Source organism: Acidobacteriota bacterium, from assembly GCA_040752675.1.
Lineage (GTDB): Bacteria > Acidobacteriota > Polarisedimenticolia > JBFMGF01 > JBFMGF01 > JBFMGF01.
Genome location: JBFMGF010000008.1, coordinates 13,017 through 39,263, shown reverse-complemented (window position 1 = coordinate 39,263; position 26,247 = coordinate 13,017). Strand labels below are relative to the sequence as shown.

Genomic DNA, 26,247 nt, shown 5'->3' with positions numbered 1-26,247 from the left:
AGAATAAAAGGGGGTTTATTAAAATGACAAAGGTATTGACTTGGAATTCGAGTAGGATAATATATCAGTAACATGGACAAGAAAAAGATCATCATCGTAGATGATGAAAAAGACATCAGAGAGCTCGTGACGGAAGTCATGATAGGTGAAGGTTTCGAGGTCGATGCAGCAGCCACGGGTCATGAGGCCCTCGACCTGGTCAAGAACAACATTTATGACGTGGCCATAATCGACTTCAACCTGCCCGATATGGACGGTCTGACACTGCATCATGAGTTCAAGGTGATGGATAAGGAGCTTGCCGACAATACGATTTTCATCTCAGGGTTGATCCAGAGCAAGGACAATCTCGATTACTTCTTTACGCACAGCGCAGGCTTCCTTCCCAAACCTTTCCGAATAAAAGATCTCATTTTTTCAATTAAGAAATTAGTCGAGTAGACGGGGGGGCGGGAGCTTACTCAAGCTGGATGTTGTGCTTCAGCCTGAAGACGAGGAAATGACCTATGGAGACCCAGTCTTCGCATTTCCGGCACCAGACCCGAAGCTGAAGAAATCTCCGTATCCGCTTGATGACCGATGGTCTGTAATACAACGGCATGGTTAAAATTCCTTCCTCGTTTTTCAATCTCTGAAATTATAAATACTTCGATTTTTTCTTTTTTCAAGCAAAGATGCAGGTCTTTGCTATAGTGGCATATTGTGATAATGGGAGGAACTGGCTACCGGATGGATGATGCAAGCTTACCGGCGATCTTGTTGAGGATATGTGATCGGTGGAGAAATGGAAAGATCGGCTTTCTCCGGACTCCCAGCCTCTTAAGGTCCTGGAGGATCTCTCTGTGATTGTTCTGCATCTTCAAACCTTCGATGAAGGCATTACGAGCCTCCAGCCGCATCCCCGCAAGAAGGTATACATAGCCAAGATTGTGAAAGAGGTCCGGATTGTAAAACTCCAGTTCCACGGCTTTCTTGCAGAGGTTGATAGCTTCTTTCACATCCTTGGTCACGATGCCGACGCAGAGTCCGTAATATGAAAGGTACCGGGACTGAGGGACCGCCTTCCCATATTTCTTCTCAAGATCCAGAGCTGCCTCGAAGTGGACAAGCGCATCCATATGGTTCCCCTTCTTCAGTTCCTTCATTCCTTTCAGGAAGCAGGATTCAGCGGGCTTACACAGCATTTTTATGCACCTCTCGATCTAAAAAAGCTCCACGCTACAATCTAATCTCTAGAATGAATTTTTTCAATCCTTATATTAAGGGGAGTTTCAGCGGACTCTTAGATCCCGATCTGTTTTATGAGCTGGCTGTTTACTTTGATATCTTTTCTGGCGCGAATATGCTGAATGATCCCGTCGATGAGCACCTCGCGTTTGCTGCTGAGAAGATTTTCTTTGAATGTCTCTTTTTCACTGGCGAACCTCTCGGGGCTGATGAGGACTACGTCCTGGATCTTTGCAAGGATGGCTCCGTGCGGCGTCTTCACAGGACCAGCCAGATCGCCCGGAGAATATCTGAGTAACTCCTCGATGGTGGAGGGAACGCTTCCTACTTCAGGAATGACGTGCCTCCTTGTGATCTCTCTGGCATGCTTGACTTCCAATTTCAGCTTTTTTGCCAACGATTCGATATTCCGACCACTTTCAATCAGAGCGACTCTGAGGAATTCGTAAGCCTTCTCGGCAGCCTTCCGCTGTCGCAAATCGAGGACCACGTCGTTCCTGACCTCTTCGAAAGCTGGGATTTTTGCTTCCTGCTCCTCCGTAAAGAGAAGGATTGAAAGACCCCGGGCGACGGCGACTGGACCACCTATCTCAAAAGGCTTTAGAGAGAAGAGAACCTTCTGGAATTCGAGTGCCGTTCCTGTTTCGGGGACTCTCTGTTCCCGCGTGATGAACCCTGTATCCATGATCGGAAGGGCGTACCTCTTGGCCACTTCTTCAAATCTCTCGGAGCTGGTCATCTCCGCTCTTATCTTGTTCATCTTGCTTTCCAGGAGATCCTGCGTCTTCTCGTATTCTAGTTCCCGCATGATCCTGTCCCGTGCCTCTTCCAGAGTAATCAGTCTTTCCGGAATCTTCTCCGTGACCTTGATGATGTGATAGCCGAACTGGGTCCTGACTACGTCGCTGATCGCGCCGACGGCAAGAGAGAAAGCAACATCCTCAAACTCTTTGACCATCATTCCTCTCTGGAAGCGTCCCAAATCGCCTCCATTGGGAGAAGAGCCTTCGTCCTGTGAGAACTTCTTCGCCAGCTCTTCGAAACTTTCTCCCCTCCGCGCTCTGCTCAGGATCTCTTCGATATCTTTTTTGGCTTTCTCATCTGTTTCCGGTGTTGAGTTTGGATCAACCTTTATGAGGATATGCTTTGCTGCGACCTGTTCAGTCTGCTGGAAGTCAGAGATGTTGTTCCGGTAATAGACTTTGATATCGTTTTCAGTAATCTGGACTTCCTTCTTTAAATCATCTCTGGAGAGGACGATGAATTTTGCTCTTCGAGATTCCGCCTTCCTGTATCTGCCGTTGTTTTCGAAGAAATGGGCTCGTGCTTCTTCGTCACCGACGCTGACCTCGTTTTCGTAGCTTGCAGAACTGAGAAAGATATAATCGAAAGAAACCTTTTCGTTAGTCTCTCTGTATTCGCGTTCGAGCTCTGCAGGAGAAATAAAGACATTGTCTGCAATCAGGTTTCTCCACTTTTCCATGATGATAGAATCGCGGATTCCGCTTTCAAATTCGCCGATATCGCGTTCGGTGGCTCTGAGGAGCCTCGTGTACCTTTCCTTGCCTATGAAAAGGCCATTTTCCATGAAAGCCGGATAGCTCATGATCTTCTGAGAGACCTCTTCGGGCGTGGCCGTGATACCTAAAGCCTTCGCCTCCTGAAGGATCATCTTTTGCTCGATCAGAGTGCCGATGACCTGGGCTCCTAGATTCAGATTCTTACGAATCTCGGAGTATCTATCCCCGTATAGACGGGAATAGAATTCATCGATATTTTTTGCCGATCTGATAAACTCGGGGATACTGACCGGTTCACCATCGACGAGTGCAGCCCAATCGGGAGCCTCTTCTTCTCGACCCCTCTGTCGAAATCCACCTCCTCCCCAGACGGCAAAGATTGTGATGATGAACGAGGCCACGACGAGAAGCAGGATCCATTTTAGATGCCTCAGATTCTCCCTTAAAACATTGAGCATATCCTTTTCCTCCGAGTTAAAAGATATAAAAAATGATATGTTAAACCGATGCATTATTCAAGAGATATCCCAGAAGTGCACCGGAAGTAAATTGAAAAAGAATAGTGATTATGTTACTATAACTTGAGTTTTGCTCCTTTGTATGATGGAATTTCTAAGGCAATTGTAATAAGGATGACCGCTAAAAAGAAGATCCATCCAAATATCATACTGGACTGGTTTAACATCACTTACCGCAGTTTATTCTTTATCATTCTTGGCATCATCATACTTGCAGGAATAATCCTCTTCGTTGCCTATTATGTCCGGGAGAGCTCTCCGAGAGCCGAGGCTAAGGAGGAGATCAGCAGGGCCAGATCTCTCCTGAAGGAAGCAGAGGATTACATCGGCGACAGCAAGCTGTCGGAACTGAAGGAGAGTGCCAGGAATAATCTCGGTCAAGCCGAGCTGGAATTTGAGAGGAAGAACTACACCGATTCCAAGATAGCCTCCATTCGCTCGCAGAACCTCTCGCAGAAGATCATAGATATTGCCAGAGGAGAGCAGACGACAAGCACCGAAGTAAGGTTTTACAAGCTTGAGGGGGATGTCAAGGTTAAAAAAACAGGGATGTTCAACTGGGAAAGCGTCACACCCGAGACACGGCTTCGATTCGGAGACCAGGTCAAGACATCCTCAACTTCCAGCGCTCAGGTCATCTACTTCGATGGAACTATCACAACCATCAGTCCGGGTTCCCTCGTCGAGATAAAAGAGATGTATGAGGACCCGAGGACTAAGATACAGAAAGTCCATGAAAGATTGAACTGGGGAACTCTCTCAGCATCAACCCAGAAGCGCAGGACAGAAGGTTCTTTCCATGAAGTGTCCACTGAGACGGCCAGCGCCAGGTCGACCCATGAATCCAGTTTTCGCGTCAGCTATGATAAAGACACGAAGGAAAGCGCTTTCGATCTTTACGCCGGGTCCCTCGAGGTCTCATCGCCGGCCGAGAAGATATTCTTGAACAGGCCAGAGCGGCTGAAAGTCAAGAAGGGTGGGAAGATCGGTTCGAAGGAAGTAATCCCCCCTCCTCCCAAACCGATATCGCCTGCCGACCAGAAGATATTCGTCTACGCCAATCCCGCCAGCGCATCGACGACCCTGGTTTGGGAGAAAGAACACGGGAGCGCCAGATACCATCTCCAGATATCCAGCCTTCCGCTTTTTACGAATTTAGTCGAGGACAGGAAAGATATGAAAGAGACCTTCTTCGAAGCTGCTTCTCTACCGCAGGGGAGCTACTACTGGAGGGTCTCGACGATCAATGAGATAGGGATCGAAGGAAACTTCTGCGAGGCGAGGAAGTTCAAGATCAGTTCCGCTCAGCTCCGCGATAAGAGCGACACGATTCCGCCCGGAGTCGAGATCAATGAATTCCTTCAGACGGGACCGCTGGTCATTATCAACGGCAAGACCGAACCGGGCGCCACGCTCTGGGTGGACACGGAGCGGGTGGATGTTTATGATGATGGCGTCTTCTATTCCGTAGTCAAATTGAGGAAGGAAGGGTGGAATGAGATTTCCATCGTGTCCCAGGATGCCTCCGGAAACGAAACCAAGATAAGGAAACGGGCCTATCTGGAAGGTTTTTACTGATGCGATGATGAGGAGATAAGAAATGACATGGAATCCGAGGTCACTGCTCAGTCTTTTTTCGAACGATCTTGCGATCGATCTTGGGACGGCCAATACACTTGTCTTTGCTAAAGGTAGAGGGGTTGTCGTAAGTGAGCCTTCCATAGTTGCCGTGAACCAGAAGACGGGAAAGGTTGAAGCGGTCGGAAAAGAAGCTAAAGAGATGCTCGGCCGGACTCCGGGGAATATCATTGCTATCCGGCCAATGAAGGACGGGGTCATCGCTGATTTCGAGCACACGGAGAAGATGCTCGATTACTTCATCAAGAAGGCGCACAACAACAGAAGCTTCGGCGTCAGGCCAAGGATCATCATTGGAGTCCCCTCGGAGATAACGCAGGTGGAGAAGAGGGCCGTGAGGGATGCTGCACTCAGGGCCAAAGCGACTGAAGTCTACCTTGTTGAGCAGGCTATGGTAGCTGCTATCGGAGCCGGACTGCCAATCAAGGAGCCCACCGGAAACATGATTGTCGACATCGGCGGAGGAACGACGGACGTGGCCGTCATCTCGATGGCAGGGATTGTGTACAGCAAGGCTCTCCGTGTCGCCGGCAACGAGATGGACGATGACATCATTCAGTACATCAAGAGAAAGTACAACCTTCTCATCGGTGAGAGAACAGCCGAAGAGGTCAAGATTAAGATCGGTTCTGCCTTCCCGCTCGATGAGGAGATGACCATGGAGATCAAGGGAAGGGACCTCATCGAGGGGATTCCCAAGACCATCACAATTTCCGATGCCGAGATCAGGGAAGCCCTGAGTGAGACGGTAACCATGATCATCGGTGCGGTCAGAGATGCGCTCGAGCAGACGCCTCCCGAACTTGCAGCGGACATCGTCGACAAAGGCATCATACTGACGGGCGGAGGGTCCCTTGTGAAGAATCTTGACAAGAGATTGAGGGAAGAGACAGGTCTTCCCATTTCCATGGCGGACGAACCACTCGCCTCAGTTGTGCTCGGAACAGGGAAAATGCTCACCGATTTCAACCTGTTGAGAAAAATCTGCATCGATTGATCTGATGGCGCGGAGCTGGAATGTGTGATGACGGCACCTGGATATGAACATCATCTCAAAAGAAAGAAGGGCGCCAATTCTTCTCATCTTTATCTTATTTGCCCAACTTGTAATCATTTCAGGACAGATTAAGGAAGATCTGGAAACGACCGTTCTGGAGAAGGTCGTTCACAGGATCACTGATCCCATTCTAAGAATCGGTTCGTCTGCGGTCCTATGGACCGGCTCACTGCTGGGGAATTATATCTTTTTGATCGAAACGGAGAAGGAAAGGGAGCTTCTTAAAAAAGAGCTCGAGATACTAAGGCTCAGGGAGATGCTTTGGAAGGAGGAGAAGAAGAGACTGAAGAGGATGGAAGAGATATTTGGCAGCGTAACCTTCGACATAGGAGATCATCTTTTTGGCGAGGTTATCTTCATGAATGCGACGGAGTCGGGCCAATCTGCCGTCATCAATCGAGGTTCCAGGGATGGCGTCAGGAACGGGATGAACATTGTGACCTCTCAGGGACTGGTGGGAAGGGTCAAAGAAACTGGAGAGAGATTCTCGAAGATATTTCTCTTGACCGATCCCTCCAGCAGGATCGCGGTCCGGATAGTGAAGGAAGATGGAAGAGAGATCCAGGCGATCCTGGCGGGACGCGGCGACCGATGCTTGCTTGACTTCATGACGGGCTCTTACGAGATCGCCGTCAACGACGATGTCGTCACTTCGGGAAAGGAAGGGATGTATCATCCCGGTCTGAGGGTGGGCTTCGTGGAGCACATCGAGGAAGGAGGCGGAGAAAGGATGATCATCATCAAGCCCGCCATCGACCCCAACCTTCTAAATGAGATCATAATACTAAAAACTCTACCGGAAAGCATTAAGTGACTTACCCTGGATTTCTGAATATATTATCTAGAGGTTGTCATCTATGAAGATCGTGAGAGTCATCATCGCTTTGATCTGCGCTCTGCTTGGTGATATATTGGCGAACAGGTTGTTTCCATATGGAAAAGACTTTTTCGATCCGTACATGCTTGTCATCGTTTATTTTGGAACGATCTCTAAACCGGTCGGCAGCATTTTCATCGGAACCGCGGCAGGTCTTGTCCAGGACACATGGAGAGAACTGATCTTCGGTCTCAATGGATTCAAGAAGACGCTGGCAGGATATCTGATTTCTGTTTTCGCAGCGATATTCGATGTCACCGGGTTAATGGCCCGCGTGACTATTCTGGCAATTGCCACCCTATTTGATTCTCTCGTGGAAGCAGGGCTCATGCTACTCGTCGGGAGGAGCTGGGATATGATGCTGTTTACTTCTGCAGCAGTGAGGGCCATAGGCAATTGCATCGTCGGTCTTGCCATCTTCTTCATCATCGGGAAGGTCTGGAGAAGGAGCTACTCTGAAGAAACGCCATGAAGATGGATTACCGGGAAAGAAAAGAGTTCAAGGATTACCATGAGGAGAAGCGGCTCGAGAGAAGGATCCTCTCGATCAAATATCTCACGATTTCAATCCTCATTCTCTTCCTCCTCGATTTCTGGTACCTTCAGGTCATCAGGGGCAAGCATTTCGCACTCAAGGCGGAGAGCAACAGGCTTAAGACCGTGCAGCTTAGGCCGCACAGAGGGGTCATCAAGGACCGGGAAGGGAAGATCATCGCCAGCAGCAAACCATCCTTCACAATCCTCATCAACCGGGAGAGGGGAGCCGATCTAGGGAAAAGCCTCGAACGCGTAGCCTCCCTCCTGCGGCTGGATCTAAAAGAATTGGGATCCCGTCTGCAAAAGATGAAGAATTTTACCGAGACGGAGCCTCTGATCGTTAAGAAAGATGCCACATTCGAGGAGGTCGCCGTTATCTCAGCCCATCTTGATGAACTCTCACATGTCTCCATTCAGGAAGACTTCAAAAGACATTACGATGGCAGGGGAGTCGCTCATGTCGTCGGGTATGTAGGCGAGATTTCGGAGAGGGAATTGAGGCAGGAAAGGGAGACATTAGGCGCGGAAATAGGGATGGGAGATGTCATCGGTAAATCTGGGATCGAAAAGAAATACGACGGCTGGCTGCGTGGAGAAAAGGGTTTCAAGCTTGTGGAGGTGGACAGCATGGGAAAGGTCATCAAGGAGGTGAAAGAGAGAAAGGCCCCCAGAGAGGGGAATCCGCTCTTCCTGAGCATTAAGATGGATCTTCAGGAGGCTCTCATGGATGCGCTGAATGGAGAGGTCGGCGCTGCTGTTTTCCTCAACCCTAAGACCGGAGAGATATATGCTCTGGCCAGCAACCCATCATACGATCCTAATGAGTTTGCCGGACATTTGCCATCTGCCAGGTGGAAAGAACTCTCCTCGGACCCCAGTCATCCAATGATGAACAGGGCCATCCAGGCCACCTATCCCCCCGGCTCCACGTTCAAGGTGCTCATTGCGATTGCAGCTCTCGAGAAGGGAATCATAACGGAAAATACTACCTTTTATTGTCCAGGTTCCACCATCATTTACGGGAGGAAGTATTCCTGCTGGAAGGAGGGAGGGCATGGGGTCGTAAACCTTCACCGTGCCATCGTTCATTCCTGCAATGTTTACTTCTACCGCGTGGGAAGCATGCTCGACATCGATGATATCGCCCATTACGCCTCGCAATTCGGCTTTGGAAAGCCAACGCGCATCGATCTGTTCTATGAGGTAAATGGCATCGTTCCTTCATCTCTCTGGAAGAAAAAGATATACAACGAGGAGTGGTACAAGGGGGAGACGATTTCGGTGAGCATCGGCCAGGGACCGCTGAAAGTAACTCCTCTTCAGATGGCTACGTTCATCAGCGCCATAGCAAATGGCGGGTATCGCATCACCCCCACATTCAACATGGAAATGCGGGCGGCAAATCGACCCGAAAAGATAAGAGGTCTGAGCGAGGAGACTCTGCGAATCGTTCAGAATGCCCTGCGGGGAGTCGTCAATGAGGGAGGGACAGGATGGAGAGCGAAGATTGAGGGAATCGAGATCTGCGGAAAGACCGGCACGGCGCAGCTCACAGCCGCCACCGCTTCCAAAGATACTCAGTTGCTTCCTAGAGAAGAGAAAGAGCACGCCTGGTTTATCGGGTACGTTCCTTATGAAGACCCAGTGATCGCCTTCGCCATTCTAATTGAGCATGGCGGATTCGGCGGCGAGGCGGCCGCCCCCGTAGCGAAGAAAGTCCTTGAGGTCTTCTTTAAGGCTGAGGAATATAAAAAACCGACGATGACTGCACATGCAGTAGATGCGGGTAAAAATGCTGGAACGATTGTCACAGAGAATTGATGCGACCTTTCTGATCGTGATCCTTCTGATCATGTCGATCAGCATCATCACGCTTTACAGTTCAGTGAACTCCGCCCAGAGCTACAAGGCTGATCTCTACAGGAAGCAGATGCTCTGGTTTGTTGTCGGCACGGCCTTGATGATCCTCACACTTCTTGTCGATTATCATCTCCTGTCTGCTTTTTCTTACATCATCTACGGGGCTTCCATCGTCGCGCTTATATTCACCCTCATCTTCGGGAAGCATATCTCGGGCTCGAAGAGCTGGATCACGCTTGGGCCCTTCAATATCCAAAGCTCCGAGCTTTGTAAAGTTTCGGTCATCCTGCTTCTTGCCACGTTCCTTAACGCAAAGAGAGGAGAGAAATTAGGATTTTTCAATGTCCTGGGAATTGTTGCCATCGTCGGAATCCCGCTTTGTCTGATCCTCCTTCAGCCTGACCTGGGAACGGCATTGACCTATCTGCCGATTGCCTTCGTCAGCATGTTCCTTTCCGGCATACGGTTCAGGACGTTGCTAACGCTGTTCCTCATCATGATTGTCATGGCGCCTGTCGTCTGGCTGAATCTCAAAGATTATCAGAGGGAAAGGATCTTTACCATTCTTGATCCATCGCGAGACCCGTCCGGCTCCGGATATCAGCTTATTCAATCCAAGATCGCAATCGGTTCAGGGATGCTTTTCGGAAAAGGGCTCTTCTCGAACACTCAGAGCAGGCTTGACTTCCTGCCCGCGCAGCATACCGATTTTATCCTTTCCGTGTTTGGCGAGGTGGCAGGCTTTGCCGGAATTTCGTTCGCCATTCTTCTCTATGCCATTCTCTTCAACAGGATGATCGACACGGCGCGTGTGGCGAGAGACAGGCTCGGACTCTTCATATCTATCGGGGTTCTGAGCATGATTGCCTTTCAGGCCTTCATCAATATGGGCATGGTTGTCGGGTTGCTTCCCACCATAGGGATCCCTCTTCCCCTCCTTAGCTACGGCGGCTCATCGGTCGTATCGACGATGATGGCGCTTGGTCTGGTCATGAACGTGAGGATGAACCGCTTCGCCAACTGAATGGAATAGCTCTCGGGTTTGGTCGCTAAGAAAAGCATCATCGGGTAAAGCATTTTTTTCTTGGGCTGTTTCAATAGTCCTGTATGTCGGGTAAAATGGAAGTAAAATCGAGGATGAGAGGATGCAGAACGTTTTCAGAGAAATAGAGAGGTTTCTCTTTGAGGTAGAGAAACCGTCTAGATACATCGGCGGAGAATGGAATGCTATCCGGAAGAATCCGGAGGAGGTAAAGCTAAAGCTGGCCCTCTGTTTTCCCGACCTCTATGAGATCGGGATGTCCCATCTTGGATTGAAGATCCTTTACAACCTGTTGAACTCCGACAGAGAAATCCTGGCAGAGAGGGTCTTCGTTCCCTGGATCGACATGCAGAGTCGAATGCGTCAGAGGAAGATCTCTCTTTTCTCTCTGGAGAACCATCTTCCTCTCTCTTCATTCGATGTCGTTGGATTCTCCGTTCAATACGAGTTGAACTACACTAATATCCTCTCCATGCTGGATCTGGGGGGTATCCTGCTCAGGAGCGGAGACAGGAATAAGTCTTCTCCCATCATCATAGCGGGAGGGCCCGCTCTCTTCAATCCCGAGCCTCTGGTTCCTTTCATCGACCTGTTCTTCATCGGGGATGGAGAAGAGTCTATCATGGAATTTGTCAATCTCTTCAAGAGGCTGAGATTGGAGGGTGCTGGAAGAGCTGATATTATAGAAGCGGCAGCGCGAATGGAAGGTGTCTATGTCCCGTCGCTCACTATCGAAAGGAAGGCAGAGAACGGATTCGTGATACCCGCGCCATCTGGCTCTACTGGATTTCCAATCCACAGGAGGCTCACAGAAGACATCGGGTCGTTTCCGTTTCCCGAAGATGTCGTCGTTCCTCACTGCGAGATAATACATGACAGGGTTTCTTATGAGATCATGCGAGGCTGCCTGACAGGGTGCCGCTTCTGCCAGGCGGGATACATTTACAGGCCGAGACGCGAGCGAAATCCGGAGAGAGTCAAGGAAGCCGTCAGGAGAAGCGTCGCCCACACTGGCTATGAAGAGGCTTCTCTAACCTCGCTGAACTCCGGCGAATACAACGGAATCGGATTCCTCCTCTCTTCCCTGATGGAGGATTTTTCAAAGAATTTCACCTCCCTTTCGCTCCCTTCGCTCAGGCCATCGAGTCTTACGGAAGAAATCATCAGGCAGATCAAGAGGGTGAGAAAGACAGGTTTCACGATTGCCCCTGAAGCAGCCACGGCTAGGCTGAAAGCCGTCATCAACAAGAACATAGAAGAAGAGCAGGTTCTTACGGCGGCAGATCTGGCGTTCCGGGAAGGTTGGGAACTCCTCAAGCTCTACTTCATCATCGGGCTTCCCACCGAAACCGAGGACGACATTAAGGCGATCGCGGGATTGGTTCACAAGATCTCGAAACGTGTGCGTGTTACAGCGGGGAGAGGCGGAAGGATCAATGTTTCCATCTCTTCTTTCGTTCCAAAGCCTCATACCCCCTTTCAATGGCTTCCGATGGAGAGGGTGGAGGAGCTTGAAAGGAAGCAGAAGTTCTTAAAAAGGGAGCTCTCCAGCAATTTCGTGAGGATCAAATGGCACGATACCAAGATGAGTTTTATGGAAGCAGTCTTCTCGAGAGGTGATAGAAGGTTGAGCGATGTCATCGAAAGAGCCTTCAAACTCGGCTGTCAGTTTGACGGCTGGAGCGATCGGTTCAATTTCTCATTATGGAAAGAAGCCTTTATATCGAGCGGTATCAACCCGGAAGAGTACGCTTACCGGAGGATGGATGTCACCGAACCCCTGCCGTGGGACATCATCGATACGGGGGTGAAAAAGAGTTTTCTAGCGGGAGAGCTGGATAAGGCGATGGAGGGTCGGGTCACTCCAATCTGTAATCTGGAAAACTGCTATGCCTGCGGCTCATTCGTGAAGGAGTGCAAGGAGATCATGAAGAAATCTGAATCAGCAAAGGGCGGAAGCGCGATTTACAACGATGCGATGAAGTCTGGACCGCCGCATGAGTTGTCGAAGGCAAACACCGGAAATGTACCGGAGTATCGTTATAGGATCAAGTATGAGAAAAAGGGGAAAAGCAAATTCCTCTCCCATCTTGACCTCATCAAGACAATCATCAGGGCTTTGAGGAGGGCGGGCATTCCGATCGCATACAGCAGAGGCTTCAGCCCCAAGGCCAGAATTGCGTTCGGCCCGGCTCTACCTCTTGGATTGGAATCATCGGGGGAGTATTTCGATTTCCATGCCACAGAATATATCGATGAAGAAAGATTCCTGAGAGAGATCAATCACTTTCTCCCGGAAGGGTTGTCGATGAAAAAATTGAAGATAATACATCGAAAAACTCCATCTCTGTCGGAAACGTTGAATCTGGCGCTGTACATTATCCAGCCGGAAGAGCCGCTGCTGGAAAGTTCGGTATGGCGATCGATCGAGGATTTCAGGCATCTCAAGGAACATGGCAGCGGGGGTGACGCGTGTGGATCAGAGCGGTTCCATGAAATGGCAGGATCGATCAAGGAGCTTAGCTACGAGAAAGGGAAGTGGATCAGGCTTCTTGTCTACATAGCCGGTGATGGAAAGGCCAGGATTGGTGATATACTTAAAAACTTTGCAGGAGATGAAAGGACAGCCTGGAGAGTGGAGAGAGAGGAGATGTTCATGGAAAAGAACGGACGGCTCTACTCTCCTTACCTCTTGGCGAAAGTGGATTAGAGACATGTCCAAGGAGATAATCGTCAGTTCGAATCCTGGAGAGATATGGGTCTCCATCATGGAGAACGGCGCCCCCTACGAGATCTTCGTGGAGAGAGGGGAGAGTTACAGTATCCTTGGAAATATATACAAAGGGGTGGTCTCCAAGGTTCTTCCGGGGATGCAATCGGCCTTCATCAACATCGGTCTCGACCGGGACGCCTTCCTCTACGTCGAAGATCTGGATGAGAACATCGAGGATTATGAAAAGATCCTCGGTTTCAGCGAGGAGTTCGATGAGGGAATTTCGGAAAGCGAGGTTCCGGTCCAGAGAAGGATGAAACCGAACATCGATGATTTTTTAAAGGAAGGTCAGGAAATCATCGTCCAGGTCACGAAAGAGCCTCTGCCTAGGAAAGGTGCAAGAATCACTTCCTACATCACTCTGCCCGGAAGATACCTGGTCTACATGCCCTCAGTGGAACACATCGGCGTTTCCAGGAAGATCGAAGACCTGGCTGAGCGGATCAGGGTCAGAGAGATCGCACTCAACCTGAAACCGGAGCGAGGAGGGTTCATCGTGAGAACCGTGGCGGGGGGAGTGGGGGAGAAAGAGCTTCGCGACGATGCGGAGTATCTTGTGAGGATCTGGAAGGAGATCCTGAAAAAGAGCGAGACGGTGACGGCTCCCTCCATCATACATAAAGAGAAAAACATCGTTCTCAAGGTCATCCGCGACTATTTCAATTCCGAATTCACGCGGATCCTCGTCGATTCGGAGGAAAAGTACAGGGAGATAGTGGATTTCATCCATAAGATCGATCCTCTCCTGGCCGTGCGCGTCAAGCTCCATGAAAAGAAAGTGCAGCTCATGGAGGAGTTCGGCCTCAACAAAGAGGTGGAGAAGGCGCTGAAGAGCAGGATCTGGCTGAAGTCTGGAGGATACATTGTCATCAACCAGACCGAAGCCCTTGTGGCGATTGACGTCAACACCGGGAAATACACCGGGGAGAAACGATTGGAGGATACCGTTCTCAAGACCAATCTCGAGGCTGTGCGTGAGATCGTAAGACAGATAAGGCTGAGGGATCTGGGGGGGATCATCATCATCGATTTCATTGACATGGAGGAGCTCCAGAACAGGGAACGTGTCTTCAGCGAACTGGAGTCGGAGCTCAAGAAGGACCGGGCGAAGACGAAACTGCTCAAGATAAGCGACTTCGGTCTGGTGGAACTGACGAGGAAGAGGACGAAGCAAAGCCTGGACAGGATCCTCTCCACGAGCTGTCCTTACTGCGAGGGTAGCGGCCGGGTCAAATCATCAGCCACCGTCTCCTTCGAGATCATGAGGGAGATCAAGAAGTTTGCTGAGACTCTGGAGGGAAATACAATCATCATCCGGGCCCATCCGGATGTAGCTTCCTATCTTGATGAGCTGAAGAAAGAAGTGCTGGAATTCGAGATGAAGAAGAGGAACGTCAGCGTCATCATAAGATCCGATGGCAATCTCCACATGGAACAGTTCGACATCATGACCATTTGAGGAGAATCGATGGGAAACGAATTCGCGCTATTTCAGGATGTGGCGATCAAACTTCTCATTGCCTCCATTCTTGGCGGTCTCATCGGCTTCGAACGCGAGATCCATGAGAAACCGGCCGGATTGAGGACAAACGCTCTGATCAGCCTGGGTTCAGCGCTGATCATGATCATCTCCATCTACGTGACGAAGATCTATGGAACAACAGCTTCCGACCCAGGAAGGATCGCAGCTCAGGTCATCACGGGAATCGGTTTCATCGGGGCAGGGGTCATCCTTCAATCGAGGGGATCCATCAAAGGTTTGACGACGGCTGCGACCATCTGGAGCGTCACCGGGGTCGGTCTTGCCGTCGGATGCGGTTTCTACACGGCGGCGCTCACGGCGACGATCATCATCCTGATCGTTCTTCTTGCCATTGGAAGGATCGAGCAGAGATTCCTGAGAAATAAAGAATAAAACAAAATCATCGTCTTTTCGTAAAATCTCTATGTGAATGATTCGGAGGAAAAAATGAGTAGAAAGGCAAGATGGTTTATTGCCATCGGAATCTTCCTGATAGTATTCGTTGCCGTGGGAGTGGCTGTCGTCATAACAGCCACGGCTGGACCCCGCATCCGGAGCAACAGTGTCCTCTTCCTTGATATCATGGGTGAGATTTTAGAGGAGGGATCGGATAATCCCTTCGAGAAGCTCTTTGAAGGAGAGCAAAACACCTTCAAGGACCATCTCGATTGCATCGAGAAAGCTGCCGGTGATGAGAGGATCAGAGGAATATACATGAGAGTCGGTGGCTCAGATATCTCCTGGGCTAAGATCCAGGAACTACGGGACGCTCTGGCCTCGTTCAAGAAATCGGAGAAGCCGCTGGTGGCTTTCATGGAGGTGGGTGGAATGTCCGATTACTACTTGGCGACGGGATCGGACAGAATCTACATGATGCCGGCAGGCTTCCTCGATTTGACGGGACTCCTGACGGAAACATCCTTTCTGAAAGGAACCCTGGCAAAGCTTGGCATCAAGGCGGAGTTCGAGCATGTTGCGGAATACAAAACCGCCTCGGATCTCCTGACGAGGGATTCGATGTCCGATGCTCACCGGGAGATGATGAACTCGCTCATGGACAGCCTCTTCAATAGATTCATTAAGGATGTATCGTCTGCAAGGAAGATATCTGAAGGGGAGATCAAGAAGATAATCGATAGAGGCTTATTGACGCCACAGGAAGCCTTGAATGCCAAACTGGTTGATGAGTTGAAGTATCACGATGAGATCAAAGATATGCTGAAGGAACAATTCGGCGCCGAATACCATAAGGTGATTGTCGATACGTACAAGAAGAGCGATGCCTTTGGAAAAATAAGAGGGAAAAAGAAGATTGCTATCCTCTATGCGACCGGGAGCATCGTTTCCGGAGAGTCATCATCCAGTCCATACTGGGGAAAGATGATGGGATCTGATACGATTGCCGGGGCTTTTGAAAAGATCAGAAAGGATGGTTCCATCAAGGCGGTCGTCATGAGAGTGGATAGCCCTGGAGGTTCCGGGATCGCTTCAGACGTCATCTGGCGCGAGACACAGATCACCAGGAAACAGATTCCGCTCGTCGTCTCAATGTCCGGCGTCGCCGGGTCGGGGGGCTACTACATCTCGATGGGTGCGGATACCATTGTTGTGGAACCTGGAACTCTTACTGGCTCCATCGGCGTGATCGCAGGCAAGTTCAACATGAGAGGCTTCTACGATTGGATCGGATGGAACAAGGAGCTTATAAAGAGGGGAGAAAATGCCGACATCTTTTCCTCTTACGTCGGATTCTCAGAAGAGCAGAGGAAGCTACTCATGGATCAGATATACGCATTCTACCGGCAGTTCATCCACAAGGCAGCCGAGGGAAGGGGAAAGAGCGATGAAGATATCGATCGCATCGGCAAGGGAAGGGTCTGGACGGGGGAACAGGCCCTGGAGCTCGGCCTGGTCGATGAGATTGGCGGCCTTAATCGAGCCATCGAGATCGCCAAGGAAAAAGCCGGCATAGCACCTGAGGAAGAAGTGGGAATCGTGATCTTCCCCAAGAAAAAAGGGCTCTGGCAGATGCTGATCGGCGGGAAGAAGGAAGATACCCTCGGGTATCTAATGAAGACGATCTTCAGGATTCCGGATGGGACCCTGAAGGAGATAGTTCTCCTAAATCAGTACATGGAAGCCGCGAAGGATGGGATCGTCCTGATGATGTAGATGTTGCTTTCCTTCCTTTTTAAAATTTCTGAAATTATAGCGTAAGTCCAGGAAAGGGCAAATTTCCCAGAGCATTGACAGCGCATCTGCGCGCGGTTATATTATTGAGACGGAGTCTCAAATACATTGTGGAGTCTGTATGCACCATATCTCCAGCTTCAAGAACTATCTTTCGGGGAAGAATCTGAAGAAGACTGGCCAGCGATTCCAGATCCTCCATGAGATCTTCTCCAGGCACAGCCATTTCAAGGTGAGCGAACTTCTTGCAGGATTTCGGAAGAGAAAGATCAAAGTCTCACGAGCCACCATTTACAGGACGCTCCAACATCTGATCGCCAGCGGGATGGTGAGAAGCGTCGAAGCAGAGAAGGGATGGAGCTATTACGAACACTGTCACGGTCATCCGCATCATGACCACTTACTCTGTCTTGAATGCGGTAGTGTCTTCGAATTCCGAAGCGGGAAACTGGAAGAGATCCAGGAGAAGATCTGTCTGGAAATGGGGTTCCTGCCGCTCAGGCACAGCCATGAAATCCAGGGTATCTGCGAGAAATGCAGGACGCGCGACGCAACAAGCATGACGATAAGAAAGAGCCGATGAAGAAGATAGATGAAAAATCCAGGGTGATCCTGCTGGGAAATCCCAATGTGGGGAAGAGTGTCATCTTCGGTGCGCTGACAGGAAGATACGTCACCGTTTCTAATTATCCTGGAACGACGGTGGAGATATCTAAGGGAGGACTCCTTCTAAAGGATCGAGATCTTGTCATTCTGGATACTCCGGGGATCAATAGCCTGGTTCCTATGTCCGAAGAGGAGAGGGTAACGAGAGACATGCTCCTCACAGGGGGATCCAGCAGCGTCGTTCAGGTTGCCGATGCCAAGAACCTGGAACGGGGACTCTTCCTTTCCCTTCAGCTCTCCGAAATGGGAGTTCCCTTCGTCCTGTGCCTCAACATGTCCGATGAGGCGAAAAGCCGGGGAATTGACATCGATGAGAAAAGACTGGAAGAGGTCGTGGGAGTTCCCATCGTGCGGACCGTTGCCGTTCGGGGAAAAGGAATATCTCGGTTGAAGCATCATATCCTGATCCCGAGGCAGTCCAGGCTCAAGATCGAGTATGATAGAAGGATCGAAGAAGCGATAAGGCGAATCCTTCCTCTTATTCCGGATTCTTCCATCTCCGGGAGATCCGTCGCCCTGATGCTTCTCTGCGGTGATAAATCTCTCGTCCGCTGGCTTGAAGAGAGGGGAGGAAAAGCTGCTCTTGAGGCCATTGAGAAGGAAAGGGAGGAGCTGAGCAGATCTTACATGGAGTCCATCCTGTACCACGTGAATATGACTAGGATGAGAATGGCAACCCGGATCTCCCGGCAAATCAAAAGAGCGGAAGAGAGGCAGGATAGCAGATTCAGGAGACTGGCAGAGAGTGTCTCGATGCATCCCTTCTGGGGATTGCTGGTGCTCGGATTCGTCCTGTATCTGCTTTACCTTTTCGTGGGGATCTTCGGAGCTTCCATCTGTGTCAACTTCTTCGAGGAGACCCTGTTTGGTAGGTTCATCAATCCGATCTCAGTGAATCTTTCCGACAGGTATATCCCCTTCAGGCTTCTGAGAGATTTTCTCGTGGGGGAGTACGGAGTCGTCACAATGGCTCTTACCTATTCAATTGCCATCATACTCCCGATCGTCGTGACCTTCTTCATAGCCTTCGGGATACTGGAGGACTCCGGGTATCTGCCCAGGCTTGCCGCCATGATCAACAGGATCTTCAGGATCATGGGGCTGAATGGCAAAGCCGTCCTTCCGATGATACTCGGCTTCGGCTGCGATACCATGGCTACGCTGACGACCAGGATCCTCGAGACGAAAAAGGAAAAAACGATCGTCATCCTTCTCCTGGCCCTCGGCGTGCCATGCTCGGCCCAGCTCACGGTGATCCTGGCCATGCTCGGAGCGCTTTCATGGAAGGCGATGTTCCTGTGGATCTCTGTCATCATCTCCGTCATTTTCATTGTCGGTCTACTCGCATCGAAGATCATCCCGGGGAAGAGTTCCGATTTCATCCTGGAGATCCCGCCGCTGCGATGGCCGAAGATCTCCAACCTGATCACCAAGACGCTGGCGAGGATGGAATGGTATCTCAAAGAAGCGGTTCCTCTCTTCATTCTAGGAACAGTCATACTCTTTGTATCCGACAGACTGGGGATCCTGCTGGTCTCCGAGAAAGTGGCCGCACCCATCGTCAGCGGCTTCCTCGGACTGCCTGAAAAGGCAGCCGAATCTTTTCTGATCGGCTTCCTCAGGAGGGATTTTGGTGCTGCAGGACTGTACCGGATGGCGGAGGAAGCTCTCCTCGACCCCGTGCAGATCGTGGTCAGCCTCGTCACCATCACGCTCTTCATTCCCTGCATAGCCAACTTCTTCATGATTATAAAAGAAAAAGGTCTAAAAGTTGCTGCAATCGTGGCTGCATTCATCTTCCCCTTTGCCATTCTGATCGGTGGACTCTTAAATTTCGTTCTCAGGTGGTTAGATGTTGTCCTCGAATGAGAAGATATATAAGTGTCCGCTTTGCGGGCATAGATTTGAGAAAGGGGAAATCCCCTGTTCAGCATGCCCGCTTCATTCCGGATGTGATATCATCTGGTGTCCCAGGTGCAACTATCAATTCCCGGATGAATCGAAAATAGCGAGTTTGTTCAGGAAGATATTTGGATTGAGCAAAAAGAAGAGAAGGTGAATGATGGATAAGAACATTGAGGAGCTTCTGGAGGAGATTTGGACCATGCAGGAAGAAGGAGAAGTGTCCTATTCCGAACTCCAGAAGAGGACCAAGGTAAGTCCTTCCGGGGAATTCCTTCAGGAAATGGCCAGGAATAGGCTTATCAGGTGGGAGACGGAGAAGATAGAGTTGACGGAAAGAGGCGAGGATCTGGCAAAGGAGATCATCAGGAGGCACAGGCTTGCCGAGTTGCTGCTGTCCACCCTCTTTGAAGTTTCAGAAGAAGATGTGGAAAGTCAGGCATGCGAGTTCGAGCACATCCTCTCCCCCTCCGTCACGGATTCTGTCTGCACGTTCCTGAGCCACCCCTCGCATTGCCCGCACGGAAAGGTGATTCCATCGGGGCAATGTTGCAGCGTTCTTAAAACGGAACTGGAACCTCTCGTAAAGCCTTTAACCAATCTTCAGCTTGGAGAAAAAGGCAAGATTGTCTTCATAGCTCCCAAACATCATGACCGCCTCAACAAGTTGAGCGCGCTCGGGATCATCCCCGGTTCCATCGTCAAGATGCATCAGAGAAACCCCTCATTCGTCATCGAGATCGGTGAGACCACAATCGCCATCGATTATCCAATCGCATCCAGCATCTATGTTAAGAAGATCTGATCGTTGCACAACCCGTCAGGGCAATATATAATTTTTTTAATTGTGATCATCATGAAGGGATAAATGTGATGAATCTCTCCTCACCGGTGGAGCGAGTATGAGAAAGATCATAATGATGATCCTCTCTCTTTTTTTGGTCTGGATTCCTGTCTTTGCTCAGACTACTGAGGTGGAAGGGACAGTCAAGGATGACCAGGGGAATCCCATGGCAAAGGTGAAGATAGTCTGCGAGCATGTGGCCATTGCTGGCGTTAAGACGGAGATGATGACGAACAAAAGGGGGGAGTTCTATAACCCCATGCTTCTATATCATGAACCAGGGACATGGAGGATGTATCCCATCATAGAGGGATACCTCGTGAGGCACATCAAGGTGGAGAGCAGGGATTCCAGGAAAGAACTCTTAACAAACGTGGACACGGATCTTGGAATCACGCAGAACCATCCCCAGATCATAGCTAAACCGGGGGGCAAGGTCATCATAGATTTCATTGTTGCTCCCAGATCCTCTTTTGAACAGGGTATCGTGGAGATTGCCGGCGAAGATGCGGCAACTGCTCCCCCTGAGGTCATCCAGCTCTCCACACTTGACAGGGCTCGCTCCCTTTACTCGCAGGGAAAACTGGAGGAATCGATAGAGCTCTATGAAAAGGCTTCCACGGAGGAGAAAAGCGCCACCATCTATCTGGAGATGAGCAAAATCTTCATGGAACTGAAAAGGCTTGATGATGCAGCGGAATCTCTGAGAAAGGCCCTGGCCATAGATCCAAAACTTCCCATGATGCACTATTCGCTCGCGAACATCCTTAGAAAGAAGGGAGAGATTCCATCAGCGGTAGAAGAGCTGAAGAAGGAGCTGGAGATCTCTCCTGACAGCTCCAGAGTCCTGAGCGGGCTGGCTGAGCTGTACATGGAGAGTGGCCAAGAGGGGAACGCCGAAGCGGTATATCAGAAGATCATCGAGCAATATCCTGACGATGTCAATGCATACATCGCTCTCGGGAGGATCTACAGCAGGAAAGGGGATTACACCAGATCGGAGCAAGCCTACAGGAAAGTCATCGAACTGAACCCCAGGAATGCCGATACCATCTACTACAATGTGGGGGTCTCCATCATCAACAAGAAGAATATCACGGCAAGTGACAAGGCTAATGCTATGGAGGCTTTCCAAAAAGCCGTTGAGTTGAATCCGAATCATGCAGGAGCACATTTGCAGCTTGGCTATCTCCTTCTCGCATCAGGGAAAATAGAAGAGGCCAAGAGCCACTTCAAGAAGTTCGTAGATCTCAATCCGGGTTCCCCCGATGCTGAAGCTGTGAAGGTGCTGCTCGGCGGCCTTTAATAGCGTTTGCCTTGGATAAGTCGGGTTTCGACGATCTGGCAGATAAGGTGGCCGATGATGGCGTGAACCTCCTGGATCCTCTGGGTATCTTTTCCCCTGACGATAATCGGAATGGATGCGACGCTCTTGATCTCCCCACCATCACGACCCAGAAGAGCAGCCGTTGCGAGCCCCATTCGTGAAGCCGTCTTGAGTCCCAGGTAAACATTTCTAGATTTTCCGCTCGTGCTGATCCCGATAGCGATATCCCCGGCTTTGCCGAGAGCTTCTATCTGCCTGGCGAATATTGCGCGAAACGAAATATCGTTCGCGATGCTCGTGATGATCGAGCTGTCCGTTGTGAGCGCGATCGCAGGAATAGCCTTTCTGTTTTTCTCGAGCCTGTTGACGAGCTCTGCGGCGATATGCTGGGCATCGGCTGCGCTGCCGCCATTTCCGAAAAGAAGAACTTTGCCGCCTGCCTCGAGCGATGAGGCGATCGCATCGCCGAGAGTCACAAGCTTACTGAGACCTTCTTTGAAAAAGGCTTCGACGAGCGAAACGTGATCCCTGATTGCATTATCGATGATTGATGAATATCTCTTCCTCATCGTTCCTTCTTCCTTAACGTTTAGATAGTCAGATCATCAGATTATCAGAGAAAGGCTCCTCACTGTCAACTGGCAATCCTCATTTCTTCTCAAAGGAGCATGATAGCCGAGAGGATGCATCCTGCTGCCATTCCATCTCTTCTGTAAGATGGAAGATTCAGGGGAGAGCAGCAGGTGCACAATCCTGTGTGATGGATCTCATGGTGTTTTACTCCCGATCGCTGGAGCTTATCCTGAATGATCTCCCGAAGAGAGAGGCGGAACGATCTATCACCGTCGCCTGTTATGAAGCGCTCCAAAGCAACTCCCTGCTTTTGGAATGCATCGAGGAGGTCCTCCCTTACTGTATAGCAGCACTTCTCGATCCCCGGTCCGATGGTGACAACCATTTCATTCATCCGGCAGGAGTAAACCTCCATCATTCGTTCGAGTGCCACCTCGATTATGCCGCTTGCGATTCCTCGCCAGCCTGCATGGATGCAGGCGACAGCTTTCGCTTCAGCATCGACGATCATCACGGGAAAGCAATCAGCCGTATGCACGGCTATGGCAATTCCCTTCTCCGAAGTAATCAGGCAGTCCCCTTCTGAACTCTGAACCAGCGAGGCATTTCTTTCTGATACCGCAATGCAGCGTTTCCCGTGAACCTGTTGCAGGGAGACCAGGGCCGATGCCGGCAGATCCAGGGCTTTCAAGAGCTCCCCTCCAGAGAGATCCTCTTCTGAGAGGCAGTTGCGCAAAGCCCTATCTTTTCCCGGATACAGCCTGGAGTGATTCAGGAAGAGAACATGTCGAACATGGGGCATACGCTCCAGCAGAGGGAAATAGAGAAAATGAGAATCGTTTTTCCTGTCGATCCTGCAGTTCTCGTCCATTTATCCCACATTATGAAAAAAATCGGGCAAAGAGTCCATAGGTCCTTGAAAAACATGATGGTTCTATAAAGAAAGGTGGGAGTTTAAATAAATATGCTGCATATTCTTGACAATATTTTATAAATATAACATCATAAAAACTTTGAAATTTAAATAACACTCAGCAAAGGCGAAGAAGGATGGAACATTGATTATGAATTTCTCGACTCTATTATTGTTCGGCTCGTTCCCTGAGGTCATCATGGCTCCAGCACAAGGAGAACAAGGCAACCTCTTCATATCGCTCATCCCGATCATCCTCATATTCGTCGTCTTCTATTTTCTGCTGATCGCGCCGGCAAGGAAGAAGCAGAAGAAGCTTCAGGAAATGATCAAAAACCTGAAGAATGGCGACAGGGTGGTCACAAGCGGGGGGATCTACGGTACGGTCGTCGGCATTTCGGACCAGATCATTCAGCTTCGCATCGCCGATAAGATCAAGATCGATGTTGCCAAGAACGCCATCGTGGGCCTGGTAAGCCACGAAGAAGCCACTGAAAGTTAGAAAGGATTGGAGATGCAGAAAAAGTATCTATGGAAGAACCTGATCATAATCGCCGTCGTGGCTCTGTCCATATATCTCATTTTTCCTCCAAAGAAGAAGATCAGCCTAGGCCTCGATCTGAAAGGTGGGATGCATCTTGTGATGAGGGTCAAGACGGCAGATGCCATCCGGGCAGAGGTCAATCTCGTCGCGCAGAGGTTGGAGCAGCATTTCAAGGATGCCGGAATAATCTATAAAACTATAGGAAGAGAAGATGAGCGAACGGTAAAGATAGAAGGGATTGAGGCGACCCAGTACGATCAGGTGGATAAGCTCCTTGAAAACCAGTACTCTGGCTGGGATTTCAGCAACAGAGGGGGCGGCGTGTGGACTCTGACGATGCCTCAAGCTACTGCAAACTATATAGAGGACCTCGCTTGCCGGCAATCACTTGAGACTATAAGAAACAGAGTGGACCAGTTCGGGGTGACGGATCCAACCATCCAGAGGGAGGGAGTAGCCGGAGGAGACAGGATTCTAATCCAGCTACCTGGAGTGGAAAATCCTGAGAGGGTCATTAGCCTGATCCAATCCCAGGCGCTTCTCGAATGGAAGGCGGTCACTTACCCGCCAGGAATGACCGAATTCAATCCTCCGGATAGCAAGGAGATCCTCCTCCAGTGGTTCGGCGGAAGTATCCCTGGCGATACGGAAATCTACACCCAGGACGTCATTACCAGTGATGGACGGAGGGTAACGCTCTACTGGCCGCTCAAGAAAGTATCGACCATTGCGGGGAGCGACCTGAAGACTGCGCGAAGGGGGCAGAATCGCTGGGGGGAACCTGCCGTCGACTTCTTCCTGACGACCGATGCTGGCAAACGATTCGAGCAGGCGACAAGGGAATATCTGCATAAGAGAATGGCCATCCTGCTCGACAGGAAGATCGTATCGGCTCCGGTCATCCAGGCGGTCATCTCCGATTCTGGAATCATCGAAGGAGGATTCAGTATTCATGAGGCTGAAGACCTTGCCCTGAAGCTCAGGTCGGGCGCCCTTCCGGCAGGGATGGAAATTCTGGAACAGAGGACTGTCGGTCCCTCACTTGGAGTTGATTCCATAAAGCGAGGGATCAGGGCAGGTCTAATAGGATTCGCAGCAATCATCATCTTCATAACCTTCTACTACCGACTATCCGGTATTAACGCTATCGCAGCTCTCCTCCTGAACGTCCTCATCCTCCTCGGAGCCATGGCTTACTTCAAGGCGACGCTCACGCTGCCCGGGATCGCTGGCTTGATCCTGACTATAGGTATGGCAGTAGATGCGAATGTCCTGATCTTCGAGAGGATCAGGGAAGAGTTGCGCGTCGGGAAGACTGTAAAATCTGCTGTGGATGCCGGGTTCTCGCGAGCACTGATCACCATCATTGACACAAATGTAACAACCCTGATTGCGGCACTTTTCCTCTTCCAGTACGGAACCGGACCAGTGAGAGGCTTCGCGGTGACCCTTAGCATAGGAATCGTCATCAGCATGTTCACAGCCGTCTTCGTATCGAAGACAATCTTCGACCATGTTCTGAGCGGCATGCAGATCAAAAAGTTGAGCATATAGATATAGAGAGGGAATGATGCAATTTTTCAAGGATACTAAGATCGACTTCATGGGCAGGAAATACATCTGGATCTCCATCTCCGTTGTCATGATCGTGATCGGAGTCGTTTCTCTTTTTCTTAAGGGAGTTAACATGGGGATCGAATTCAGTGGAGGAACGGAAGTCAGGATCAGATTCATCCAGGAAAGATCCGTTCAGGAGATAAGGGATAAGCTCGGCAGAGAAGGATTGGGGAAAGCCCAGATCCAGCAGATTAAAGACCAGGAAAACGAGATAATGATTCGAATGCCTCTCATTGCGGAGAAGGGAGAATCGGCGGAGACGATCCTGAACTCCCTGAGAGACGAGTCTCAGATGCAGAAAGTCAAGGATGGGCTCATAGACTTGAACATAGCCGATGCCAGCATGATCAAGGCTGTACTCTCCGCTTTTCCAGGAATAGGAGAGGATCGGGCATCGGATCTGGCAGAAGCGATCCTGAAGTACAGGGACGATCATGCCGGGATCATAAAGGATTCCGCCGAGATGCAGAATCTTCCCGAAATGACTCCGGAAATTGCCCTGTTCCTGAAGGAGAGATCCTTCTTTGGAGATTTCTCAGTGAGGCGCATAGAATTCATCGGTCCTGTCGTGGCTCCTGAGCTTAGAAACAAAGCGCTTCTAGCCATTGCGGGATCCCTGGTTGGCATGCTCATCTATATATGGATCAGGTTTCAGTTCCAGTGGGGTCTCGCAGCTATCATCGCCCTCTTCCATGACGTCCTCATCACGCTGGGCCTGTTCTCCATCTTCGGGAAAGAGTTCAATCTTCCGGTCGTTGCATCCTTCCTGACTCTGGTGGGATATTCCGTCAACGACACGATCGTCGTCTTCGACCGCATCCGCGAGAACATGCGGCTCAAGGTTGGGATGGATTTCGAAGCGCTCATCAATCTGAGCATCAATCAGACGCTGAGCCGGACAGTCATCACATCAATGCTTACCTGGGTGGTTGTCATTGCCCTCTTCTTTCTTGGCGGCGAGGTCATCAATCCCTTTGCCTTCGTTCTCTTCGTGGGCATCGTCGTGGGAACCTATTCTTCCATATATATCGCCAGCCCGATCCTCATCGTCTGGAAAGAGATCTTTCTGGGAAAGAAATAACCCTTTGTCTTTTCCATAT

The 26,247-nt window shown here is 50.2% G+C and carries 23 protein-coding genes; 18 read left to right on the top strand and 5 right to left on the bottom strand.

From position 1 onward, the window contains the following. The first annotated feature begins 72 nt into the window (after nt 1–72). Nucleotides 73–441 carry a response regulator gene (locus AB1756_01145; GenBank protein MEW5805957.1) on the top strand — a complete coding sequence of 123 codons (369 nt, stop codon included), beginning with the start codon at nt 73–75 and terminating at the stop codon, nt 439–441. Between the two features lie 16 nt (nt 442–457). On the opposite strand, the gene AB1756_01140 is transcribed toward AB1756_01145, so the two are convergent. The 3 genes from AB1756_01140 to AB1756_01130 form a co-directional block, all read right to left on the bottom strand. After that, nucleotides 458–601: a hypothetical protein gene (locus tag AB1756_01140; protein MEW5805956.1), complete on the bottom strand. Its 144-nt coding sequence runs from the start codon at nt 599–601 to the stop codon at nt 458–460. Nucleotides 602–722: 121 nt separating this feature from the next. Beyond that, nucleotides 723–1,184: a hypothetical protein gene (locus AB1756_01135; GenBank protein ID MEW5805955.1), complete on the bottom strand. Its 462-nt coding sequence runs from the start codon at nt 1,182–1,184 to the stop codon at nt 723–725. Nucleotides 1,185–1,282: 98 nt separating this feature from the next. Continuing rightward, the gene (locus AB1756_01130) at nt 1,283–3,205 is read right to left on the bottom strand and encodes a peptidylprolyl isomerase (GenBank protein MEW5805954.1); all 1,923 of its coding nucleotides are present in this window, start codon (nt 3,203–3,205) and stop codon (nt 1,283–1,285) included. Between the two features lie 174 nt (nt 3,206–3,379). Between AB1756_01130 and AB1756_01125 the strand changes: the two genes are divergently transcribed. The 14 genes from AB1756_01125 (at nt 3,380) to AB1756_01060 (ending at nt 21,479) form a co-directional block, all read left to right on the top strand. Beyond that, complete coding sequence (locus AB1756_01125) at nt 3,380–4,843, top strand: hypothetical protein (GenBank protein ID MEW5805953.1); 1,464 nt, start codon at nt 3,380–3,382, stop codon at nt 4,841–4,843. 22 nt (nt 4,844–4,865) lie between these two features. Further along, nucleotides 4,866–5,900, top strand: coding sequence for a rod shape-determining protein (locus AB1756_01120; protein MEW5805952.1), 1,035 nt, complete (start codon nt 4,866–4,868; stop codon nt 5,898–5,900). 43 nt (nt 5,901–5,943) lie between these two features. After that, nucleotides 5,944–6,774 (top strand): rod shape-determining protein MreC, encoded by an 831-nt coding sequence (gene mreC, locus AB1756_01115; GenBank protein ID MEW5805951.1) that lies wholly within the window; start codon nt 5,944–5,946, stop codon nt 6,772–6,774. A gap of 43 nt (nt 6,775–6,817) precedes the next feature. After that, nucleotides 6,818–7,309, top strand: a complete 492-nt coding sequence (locus AB1756_01110) for a hypothetical protein (protein ID MEW5805950.1) — start codon at nt 6,818–6,820, stop codon at nt 7,307–7,309. Then, nucleotides 7,306–9,195, top strand: a complete 1,890-nt coding sequence (gene mrdA, locus AB1756_01105; protein MEW5805949.1) for a penicillin-binding protein 2 — start codon at nt 7,306–7,308, stop codon at nt 9,193–9,195. The genes AB1756_01110 and mrdA overlap by 4 nt, the downstream gene beginning before the upstream one ends. Next, a complete protein-coding gene (gene rodA / locus AB1756_01100; GenBank protein ID MEW5805948.1) occupies nt 9,167–10,258 on the top strand; it encodes a rod shape-determining protein RodA in 1,092 nt (363 codons plus the stop codon). Before mrdA ends, rodA begins: the two co-directional genes overlap by 29 nt. A gap of 121 nt (nt 10,259–10,379) precedes the next feature. Then, nucleotides 10,380–12,986, top strand: coding sequence for a TIGR03960 family B12-binding radical SAM protein (locus tag AB1756_01095; protein ID MEW5805947.1), 2,607 nt, complete (start codon nt 10,380–10,382; stop codon nt 12,984–12,986). Nucleotides 12,987–12,990: 4 nt separating this feature from the next. Further along, nucleotides 12,991–14,508, top strand: coding sequence for an Rne/Rng family ribonuclease (locus AB1756_01090; protein MEW5805946.1), 1,518 nt, complete (start codon nt 12,991–12,993; stop codon nt 14,506–14,508). 9 nt (nt 14,509–14,517) lie between these two features. Beyond that, nucleotides 14,518–14,964 carry an MgtC/SapB family protein gene (locus AB1756_01085; GenBank protein ID MEW5805945.1) on the top strand — a complete coding sequence of 149 codons (447 nt, stop codon included), beginning with the start codon at nt 14,518–14,520 and terminating at the stop codon, nt 14,962–14,964. A gap of 54 nt (nt 14,965–15,018) precedes the next feature. Next, nucleotides 15,019–16,743 (top strand): signal peptide peptidase SppA, encoded by a 1,725-nt coding sequence (gene sppA, locus AB1756_01080; protein MEW5805944.1) that lies wholly within the window; start codon nt 15,019–15,021, stop codon nt 16,741–16,743. A 139-nt stretch (nt 16,744–16,882) separates the two neighbouring features. After that, the gene (locus AB1756_01075; GenBank protein ID MEW5805943.1) at nt 16,883–17,344 is read left to right on the top strand and encodes a transcriptional repressor; all 462 of its coding nucleotides are present in this window, start codon (nt 16,883–16,885) and stop codon (nt 17,342–17,344) included. Then, nucleotides 17,341–19,296 carry a ferrous iron transport protein B gene (gene feoB / locus AB1756_01070; GenBank protein ID MEW5805942.1) on the top strand — a complete coding sequence of 652 codons (1,956 nt, stop codon included), beginning with the start codon at nt 17,341–17,343 and terminating at the stop codon, nt 19,294–19,296. Before AB1756_01075 ends, feoB begins: the two co-directional genes overlap by 4 nt. A 190-nt stretch (nt 19,297–19,486) precedes the next feature. Further along, complete coding sequence (locus AB1756_01065) at nt 19,487–20,134, top strand: metal-dependent transcriptional regulator (protein ID MEW5805941.1); 648 nt, start codon at nt 19,487–19,489, stop codon at nt 20,132–20,134. Between the two features lie 97 nt (nt 20,135–20,231). Next, nucleotides 20,232–21,479, top strand: coding sequence for a tetratricopeptide repeat protein (locus tag AB1756_01060; GenBank protein ID MEW5805940.1), 1,248 nt, complete (start codon nt 20,232–20,234; stop codon nt 21,477–21,479). Here AB1756_01060 and AB1756_01055 read toward each other — a convergent pair. Together AB1756_01055 and pgeF are read right to left on the bottom strand one after the other, a co-directional pair. Then, a complete protein-coding gene (locus AB1756_01055) occupies nt 21,476–22,069 on the bottom strand; it encodes an SIS domain-containing protein (GenBank protein MEW5805939.1) in 594 nt (197 codons plus the stop codon). The genes AB1756_01060 and AB1756_01055 overlap by 4 nt on opposite strands. Before the next feature lie 89 nt (nt 22,070–22,158). Then, nucleotides 22,159–22,944, bottom strand: a complete 786-nt coding sequence (pgeF, locus tag AB1756_01050) for a peptidoglycan editing factor PgeF (GenBank protein MEW5805938.1) — start codon at nt 22,942–22,944, stop codon at nt 22,159–22,161. Nucleotides 22,945–23,185: 241 nt separating this feature from the next. On the opposite strand from pgeF, the gene yajC reads away from it, so the two are divergent. Genes yajC through secF form a run of 3 tightly spaced genes read left to right on the top strand, consistent with a single transcriptional unit; the run spans nt 23,186 to nt 26,228 of the window. After that, a complete protein-coding gene (gene yajC, locus AB1756_01045) occupies nt 23,186–23,488 on the top strand; it encodes a preprotein translocase subunit YajC (GenBank protein ID MEW5805937.1) in 303 nt (100 codons plus the stop codon). Between the two features lie 12 nt (nt 23,489–23,500). Beyond that, nucleotides 23,501–25,084 carry a protein translocase subunit SecD gene (secD, locus tag AB1756_01040; GenBank protein ID MEW5805936.1) on the top strand — a complete coding sequence of 528 codons (1,584 nt, stop codon included), beginning with the start codon at nt 23,501–23,503 and terminating at the stop codon, nt 25,082–25,084. 13 nt (nt 25,085–25,097) lie between these two features. Beyond that, nucleotides 25,098–26,228 (top strand): protein translocase subunit SecF, encoded by a 1,131-nt coding sequence (gene secF / locus AB1756_01035; protein MEW5805935.1) that lies wholly within the window; start codon nt 25,098–25,100, stop codon nt 26,226–26,228. The last annotated feature ends 19 nt before the right edge of the window (nt 26,229–26,247 follow it).

Coding starts and splice junctions, on each gene's coding strand:
- AB1756_01055 (MEW5805939.1), bottom strand. CDS start 22,069: ATGAGGAAGAGATATTCATCAATCATCGATAATGCAATCAGGGATCAC.
- AB1756_01065 (MEW5805941.1), top strand. CDS start 19,487: ATGATGGATAAGAACATTGAGGAGCTTCTGGAGGAGATTTGGACCATG.
- AB1756_01120 (MEW5805952.1), top strand. CDS start 4,866: ATGACATGGAATCCGAGGTCACTGCTCAGTCTTTTTTCGAACGATCTT.
- AB1756_01075 (MEW5805943.1), top strand. CDS start 16,883: ATGCACCATATCTCCAGCTTCAAGAACTATCTTTCGGGGAAGAATCTG.
- AB1756_01085 (MEW5805945.1), top strand. CDS start 14,518: ATGGGAAACGAATTCGCGCTATTTCAGGATGTGGCGATCAAACTTCTC.
- mrdA (MEW5805949.1), top strand. CDS start 7,306: ATGAAGATGGATTACCGGGAAAGAAAAGAGTTCAAGGATTACCATGAG.
- feoB (MEW5805942.1), top strand. CDS start 17,341: ATGAAGAAGATAGATGAAAAATCCAGGGTGATCCTGCTGGGAAATCCC.
- AB1756_01145 (MEW5805957.1), top strand. CDS start 73: ATGGACAAGAAAAAGATCATCATCGTAGATGATGAAAAAGACATCAGA.
- rodA (MEW5805948.1), top strand. CDS start 9,167: ATGCTGGAACGATTGTCACAGAGAATTGATGCGACCTTTCTGATCGTG.
- AB1756_01060 (MEW5805940.1), top strand. CDS start 20,232: ATGAGAAAGATCATAATGATGATCCTCTCTCTTTTTTTGGTCTGGATT.
- secF (MEW5805935.1), top strand. CDS start 25,098: ATGATGCAATTTTTCAAGGATACTAAGATCGACTTCATGGGCAGGAAA.
- yajC (MEW5805937.1), top strand. CDS start 23,186: ATGGCTCCAGCACAAGGAGAACAAGGCAACCTCTTCATATCGCTCATC.
- AB1756_01125 (MEW5805953.1), top strand. CDS start 3,380: ATGACCGCTAAAAAGAAGATCCATCCAAATATCATACTGGACTGGTTT.
- mreC (MEW5805951.1), top strand. CDS start 5,944: ATGAACATCATCTCAAAAGAAAGAAGGGCGCCAATTCTTCTCATCTTT.
- sppA (MEW5805944.1), top strand. CDS start 15,019: ATGAGTAGAAAGGCAAGATGGTTTATTGCCATCGGAATCTTCCTGATA.
- secD (MEW5805936.1), top strand. CDS start 23,501: ATGCAGAAAAAGTATCTATGGAAGAACCTGATCATAATCGCCGTCGTG.
- AB1756_01110 (MEW5805950.1), top strand. CDS start 6,818: ATGAAGATCGTGAGAGTCATCATCGCTTTGATCTGCGCTCTGCTTGGT.
- AB1756_01090 (MEW5805946.1), top strand. CDS start 12,991: ATGTCCAAGGAGATAATCGTCAGTTCGAATCCTGGAGAGATATGGGTC.
- AB1756_01135 (MEW5805955.1), bottom strand. CDS start 1,184: ATGCTGTGTAAGCCCGCTGAATCCTGCTTCCTGAAAGGAATGAAGGAA.
- AB1756_01140 (MEW5805956.1), bottom strand. CDS start 601: ATGCCGTTGTATTACAGACCATCGGTCATCAAGCGGATACGGAGATTT.
- AB1756_01095 (MEW5805947.1), top strand. CDS start 10,380: ATGCAGAACGTTTTCAGAGAAATAGAGAGGTTTCTCTTTGAGGTAGAG.
- pgeF (MEW5805938.1), bottom strand. CDS start 22,944: ATGGACGAGAACTGCAGGATCGACAGGAAAAACGATTCTCATTTTCTC.
- AB1756_01130 (MEW5805954.1), bottom strand. CDS start 3,205: ATGCTCAATGTTTTAAGGGAGAATCTGAGGCATCTAAAATGGATCCTG.